Source organism: Polaromonas sp. P4_F4 (assembly GCF_056401355.1).
Genome location: NZ_JBFUJO010000057.1, coordinates 1 through 6061, shown reverse-complemented (window position 1 = coordinate 6061; position 6061 = coordinate 1). Strand labels below are relative to the sequence as shown.

Genomic DNA, 6061 nt, shown 5'->3' with positions numbered 1-6061 from the left:
GAAAGCGCCATCGCCTTCCTGGGCGTAACGCGCCAGCAGTGCATATGCGGCCTTCGCGCCAATGCCAAAGCGCCGACACAGCTCGCGCCGGTTGGCGCCTTCTTGCAAGGCCAGTGCCACGAATTCGCGTTTGATGTCCATCAGGTCTCTCGGTTGCCAAGGCATGCCCTTCTCCTTGCGCCAATGGCGCTGAAGAAGTGTTTCCTATGTCTCCGAACACCTGTTGCGTATGTGCCCAGTCCATACAGCCCTCCAACAAAAAATGAGTCCAATGAAAACAGGCCGCATGCGCCACAGATCCAGTCGCACAGCAACGCGCGGAATGCTCGCCTGGCTCTATCTGCCTGCCTTGCTGCTTGCTTTGCTGGTCGCCACGGCCATGCAGGCGGCGCATGCCCAGGCAGCGCCGACGCCAGCGCCTGTTCTGGTGCTGCACGCTGACACCCGTCCCGTCAACCTCGATCCATCGCTGGAGTTCCTGCTCGACACCAACGGCCGGTTCACGGTCGAACAGCTCGACAACCAGCCTGGCCTGCCGTTTGCGCCGGTGGTGCACGGTCAACGCCACCTGATCGAAAACGGCTCGCTGTGGTTGCGTTTTGATGCCGCCAGCCAGAAGCCGGATGCGCATTGGCGGCTCACCGTGCCACTGCCCGGCGTGGACGACGTCAGCCTCTACTACCGTGATGCGGCAGGCCAATGGGTCACGCAACAGGCCGGTGACACCCGGGCGATGAGCCAGTGGGCGCAGCCGGGGCGCTATCCCATCTTCAGCCTGAGCCCCGAGGCCGGCAAGCCCGTGCGTTACTACGTGCAGATACGCCATCCCCGCGTGCCCTATTCGGCGCTGCCGCGCATTGTGAGCGACGTGCAGCTCATCAACGCCAGCCTGGCGGAACACCTGGTGCTGGGCATTTATTTTGGCCTGGCCGCGCTGGTGATCACGCTGGCGCTGGCCAATGCGCTGACTTACCGGGATGCGGGTTTTGGCACCTACGCCCTGTATATCGCAACGTTTGCGGCATCGCAAGCCTCCTTCACCGGCGTGGCCGGGCTGTACTGGTGGCCGGAATGGTCCCGCTCCAGCATGGCCACCGTGCTGTTGCTGCCCTCTGCTGCCGCCAGTGCCATGTGGTTTGTGCGAACGGTCACCCTGCCCCGGCGTTTTAACCGTACCCTGGACCTGGCCATGCTGGCACTGATGATCCTGCTCCCGCTGGGGGGCCTGGTTGACGCGGTAGCACCCACACCGGCGAGCTACCTGGTGATGAACAGCCTGATCGGCCTGAGCATGGCAGTGCTCTTCACTGTCGTCGGGGTGGCGCTGGCCGCCGGCGACTATCACACGCGCTGGGTGGCCGCCGGCTTCCTGCCCGTGCTGCTGTCCGCCGCCTTCCCGCTGCTGCGCAACCTGAGCGTGATTCCCTCCAGCTTCCTGAGCGATTACGCCCTGCTGCTGGGCTCTGCCATTGAAGTGCCCATCCTGTTTTATGGACTGCACCGCCGGGTTTCGCAGCGCCGCAACCTCACGGCCCGCGCCTCAGGGCTCGACAGCCACGACGCACTCACGGGCCTTCACTCGGCACGGGTGTTTCTGGCCAAGCTGCGACACGCCTTGAGCACCGCCGAGCGTCACCAGCTGCCCTTCGGGATGCTGCTGGTCAACCTGTCCAACCTGGCCAGTCTCCAGAAAACCCACGGCCAGGAGACAGCGGATCGTGCCGTCGTGATGGCGGCGGCGCGCATCGGTGCGGCAGCCCGCTCGAGCGACACGGTGGCGCGCATCGGGGACGCCCAGTTTGCCCTGCTGATGGAGGGACCGACCAGCGCGGAAGCCGCCAATGGCATGGCCACCAAAATCCTCGCCAGCGGCCTGCGGCATTCGAACCAGCTGCCCGATGCGGAACCTCTGCAGTTTCACATTGCCGTCGGGCATCTGGGCGGCCGGGCCAGCGCGGCACAGCCGGAAGCGGACAGCTGCCTGGCGCGCATGGTGCAGGCCGTCACGGGCATGGACCATGGCTCGCGCAAAACCATCCGGCTCGTCAAATTCTGACCTTCTGATCAGTGCAAAAAGCCCATGTTGCGCGACTCCCGCACTTCGGGCTTGATACGGTGCTCGGCTTCGAGCTGGCTCATGAATTCGTCAGGTCCGAACACGGCGCCCAGAATATCTATCTGACGTTTGACGGCCGCAAAGTCACCAGGGCACAGCTGTGACAGCTTGCCCAGCCTGTCCTGCAAGGCGGCGGTGAACAACGCGGCGTCGCCGGCCAGCGCTTCGACCACGAACATCTTTTCGCGCTGCTCGCGCGTCAGCGGCATGAACTTGATCTTGAAGGTAAAGCGTCGCAACGCGGCCTGGTCCAGGCTTTCCATCAGGTTGGTGGTGCAGATGAAGATGCCGGCATAGCGCTCCATGCCCTGCAGCATTTCATTGACCTCGGTCACCTCGTAGGTGCGCTGGGCGCCGCGCCTGTCCTGCAGAAAGCTGTCGGCCTCATCGAGCAGCAGCACGGCCTTCTCGGCCTCGGCCTCGCGAAACATGGCCGCCATGTTCTGCTCGGTCTCGCCCACATACTTGCTCATCAAATCGCTGGCCTGCTTGATGATGAGCGGCTGGTCCAGCGTTTTGGCGATGTGTTCGGCCAGCGCGGTCTTGCCGGTTCCGGGCGCGCCGTAAAAGCACAGGCAGCCGTGGCCCCGGCTTTTCAGCGCCTCGACGATGCGCGGCACCTCAAAACGGGACTCGACGTGCAGCATCGCCAGGTCGTAAGTCGTCACGCTGCGGCGGCCCGCCGCTTCCGCCGGATTGCCCAGTGCGACATCGGCGTTCTTGAGTTGCCGCTCAATCAGCGACTCCATCAGGGCGGGCCGGCCGCCCGCCAGAAGGGCTTTCAGCCCCTCGGTATCGGCCTGGGCATCCATCTTGTCCGGTGGCGCGCTGGCCAGCTGGGCAAACCGCACTGCCGTGCGTATCTGCGCCGGCGTCAGGCCCTTGCGCGCGGTGAGTTTCTGCACAAACGCCTCGCTGACCTGCACACCTTCCAGCGTCTTGCGCACCACGCCCTCCCGCGCACCGGGCGGCGGCGAGCGAAGCTCGAGGTGGTAGGCAAAGCGGCGGCGGAAGGCCGGGTCGATCTGCTCGATGCGGTTGGTCACCCAGAGCGTGGGCACGGTGTTGGACTCCAGGATCTGGTTGACCCAGGCCTTGCCGCTGACCGAGCCGTTGGCAGCACTGGCGGGCGGCAACTGTTCGGAGCGCGCCATGAACTGCGCGGCTTCGCTGGAAATCGGCGGGAACACGTCCTCCACCTCGTCGAACAGCAGGGCGGAATGCGTGCTGCCCTTGAGGAACACCTGCGCGATCTGCAGCGACCGGTAGCGATCGCGTCCGCTCAACGAGTTGCCGTCGCGGTCGGCATATTCGACTTCAAACAGGTCCAGCCCGGCGGCGTGCGCCACCACCTTGGCCAGCTCGGTCTTGCCGGTGCCGGGCGGTCCGTAAAGCAGCACATTGACGCCCTGCTCCCGGGCGGCGACCGCATTGCGCAACAGGGACACCAGCACCTGGGCGTCGTCCTGCACAAAGGCAAAGTCCGCGAGGCCTAGGCTGCTGCGTGCAGCGGGCCGGGTGAAGACCGCCATCAACTCGTTCTGGTCGCGGTATTCGCGCATCAGCACGGGCGGCAGCTTTTCGCTGACCTTCATCAAGTCGGCCAGGTCCGTGATGTTGTGTTCGGAAATCAGGTTTTCGACCATGCCAATGCGCTCCAGCCGCGAGCCGGCGCGTAGCGCCTCGGCCACCTCGGGCGCCTTGACGCCGGCCACGTCGGCAATGGCGGCATAGGCCTCGGGCGCGTTGCTGACCTTGAACTCGACCAGCAGCGAGCGAAGATCCCGTTGATAGCGCGCGAGGGTTCCATACAGCAGCAGCGCGCGCTCGGCCCGGTTGAGCTGCAGCAGGTTGGCCAGCGCATCGATGTTTTTTTCGACCAGCGTGGACTGCTTCTTCAGCGCGTGCGTCAGCCACTCGCCGGTGGCGGCCAGCACGGACAGCAAATCCTTGGGCTGGTCCTTGGCGTGTTCATCCAGGTAGAAGAACAGCGTGCCCTCTTCATACGGACCGCGCCAGGCGCCGTGGCGCGCCATGAATTCGGCATCGCTCAGGGTTTCGTGGCCGCGCCACAGTTCGTTGTCCTTGCAGCGGCGCCCCAGAAATTCACGCAGGCGCTGCATCGCCGGCAGCGGCCAGACCAGATGGCGCCCCGAGAGCGACAGCAGGCTGTTGAGGTCGCGCCGTACATTGAACTTGGCGCCCTGGCGGGCGGCCAGGGTCAGCACAAAGTGCGAGCACATGAGATCGAGCACCGGCGCTTCTTTCAGGCCGGGAGACAACAGCCACTGCTGCTCACTCGCGGAACGCTTGCTCATGGACAAACCTCCAGTTTGCAAAAAACCTTTGACGCAAACCCTGCCCTAAATACACACCATAACGCAGCTTGAAGCATCATGGAAGACGCTACTTGAAGACCGTCATGTGAAATGTGCCACACATGCAGCAGAAAATAACACGTTCAGGGCACACAATCTGCCCAGGAGAACTTTCATGCTCAGTCTGATCGATATTGAACAAGCCGCCCAGCGCCTGCAGGGCCATTTGCTGGACACCCCCTGCGTCGAGTCGAAGACGCTGTCGCAGCTGACCGGCGCGCAGATCTACCTGAAGTTTGAAAACCTGCAGTACACGGCCTCTTTCAAGGAGCGTGGCGCGTGCAACAAACTTGCGCAACTCTCAGGCGACGAACGGCGCCGCGGCGTGATCGCCATGAGCGCCGGCAACCATGCTCAGGGTGTGGCTTATCATGCCCAGCGCCTGGGCCTGCGCGCCGTCATCGTGATGCCGCGCTTTACCCCGGGCGTGAAGACCGAGCGCACCCGCGGCTTTGGCGCGGAGGTGGTGCTGCATGGCGACACGCTCGAGGAGTCGCGCGCCCATGCGCTGATGCTGGCCGAGCGCGAGGGCCTGGTCTTTGTGCACCCCTATGACGACGAAGCCATCGTGGCGGGTCAGGGTACCGTCGGGCTGGAAATGCTGCACGCCGTCCCCAGCCTGGACACGCTGGTCGTCGCCGTGGGCGGCGGCGGGCTGATCGCGGGCATGGCCACCGCCGCCAAGGCCCTGAAGCCCGAGATTGAAATCGTGGGGGTGCAGACCTCGCGCTTCCCGGCCATGGTCAACGCCGTCAAGGGCACGCGACACCCGCAGGGCACCAGCACCATTGCCGAGGGCATCGCCGTGGGCACGCCCGGGGTGATCCCGCAGGCCATCATTGCAAAGCTGGTGGACGACCTGGTGCTGGTCGATGAAGGGGATATCGAGCAGGCCATGGTGATGCTGCTGGAAATTGAAAAAACCCTGGTCGAGGGTGCGGGCGCAGCCGGGCTGGCGGCGCTGCTCAAATACCCGGCGCGTTTTGCCGGCAAGAAGGTCGGGCTGGTGCTGTGCGGCGGCAATATCGACCCGCTGCTGCTGGCGGCCATCATCGAGCGCGGCATGGTGCGTGCCGGACGGCTGGCCCGCATCAAGGCCAGTGTGCGGGATGTGCCGGGCTCGCTGGCCAGGATCACCGCGACCGTGGCCGACGCGGGCGCCAACATCGACGAGGTACACCACCAGCGCGCCTTCACCACGCTGTCGGTCCAGAACGTGGAGATTGAACTGGTGATCCAGACACGCGGGCGCGAGCACATCGCGCAGGTGCTGGCGGCGCTGGCCGCGGCCGGTTTTGAGGCGTCCGAGCAGCACTGAGCGTCCGCCGCCCCATGACCGCCACCGTCCCGCTGCCGCTGCCGCTGCCGCTGGCGGGAGGGGACTCGCCGGACTAGGGCCTGTGAACGCTATTTATGCAAGATGCGTTGCGAGTCAAAAAGGCCATGAGCAAGGCGCAAAACGCAGGCGGGGTAGACCCCGCCAAGGCTTTGCAACGCCGCGCAGGGCCTTTTTGATCGCAACCCGAAGGGAATGGGGTGAAAACAGCGCCACTCTGCGTTGCGCTCC

The 6061-nt window shown here is 64.8% G+C and carries 4 protein-coding genes; 2 read left to right on the top strand and 2 right to left on the bottom strand.

Annotated features, from left to right (window positions below; all coding sequences use genetic code 11):
* A partial coding sequence (locus AC1DUR_RS25690; protein ID WP_477720922.1) for a helix-turn-helix domain-containing protein occupies positions 1-165 on the bottom strand: 165 nt, incomplete at its 3' end.
* A gap of 157 nt (positions 166-322) precedes the next feature.
* Here AC1DUR_RS25690 and AC1DUR_RS25685 point away from each other — a divergent pair.
* A complete protein-coding gene (locus tag AC1DUR_RS25685; RefSeq protein ID WP_477722378.1) occupies positions 323-2056 on the top strand; it encodes a sensor domain-containing diguanylate cyclase in 1734 nt (577 codons plus the stop codon).
* 8 nt (positions 2057-2064) lie between these two features.
* On the opposite strand, the gene AC1DUR_RS25680 is transcribed toward AC1DUR_RS25685, so the two are convergent.
* Complete coding sequence (locus AC1DUR_RS25680; RefSeq protein WP_477722377.1) at positions 2065-4434, bottom strand: ATP-binding protein; 2370 nt, start codon at positions 4432-4434, stop codon at positions 2065-2067.
* Positions 4435-4609: 175 nt separating this feature from the next.
* Between AC1DUR_RS25680 and AC1DUR_RS25675 the strand changes: the two genes are divergently transcribed.
* Positions 4610-5812 carry a threonine ammonia-lyase gene (locus AC1DUR_RS25675; protein WP_477720250.1) on the top strand — a complete coding sequence of 401 codons (1203 nt, stop codon included), beginning with the start codon at positions 4610-4612 and terminating at the stop codon, positions 5810-5812.
* Positions 5813-6061: the final 249 nt, after the last annotated feature.

What these genes read in the sequence shown, in the direction of transcription:
- AC1DUR_RS25685 (WP_477722378.1), top strand. Translation starts at nt 323, where the DNA reads ATGCTCGCCTGGCTCTATCTGCCTGCCTTGCTGCTTGCTTTGCTGGTC.
- AC1DUR_RS25680 (WP_477722377.1), bottom strand. Translation starts at nt 4,434, where the DNA reads ATGAGCAAGCGTTCCGCGAGTGAGCAGCAGTGGCTGTTGTCTCCCGGC.
- AC1DUR_RS25675 (WP_477720250.1), top strand. Translation starts at nt 4,610, where the DNA reads ATGCTCAGTCTGATCGATATTGAACAAGCCGCCCAGCGCCTGCAGGGC.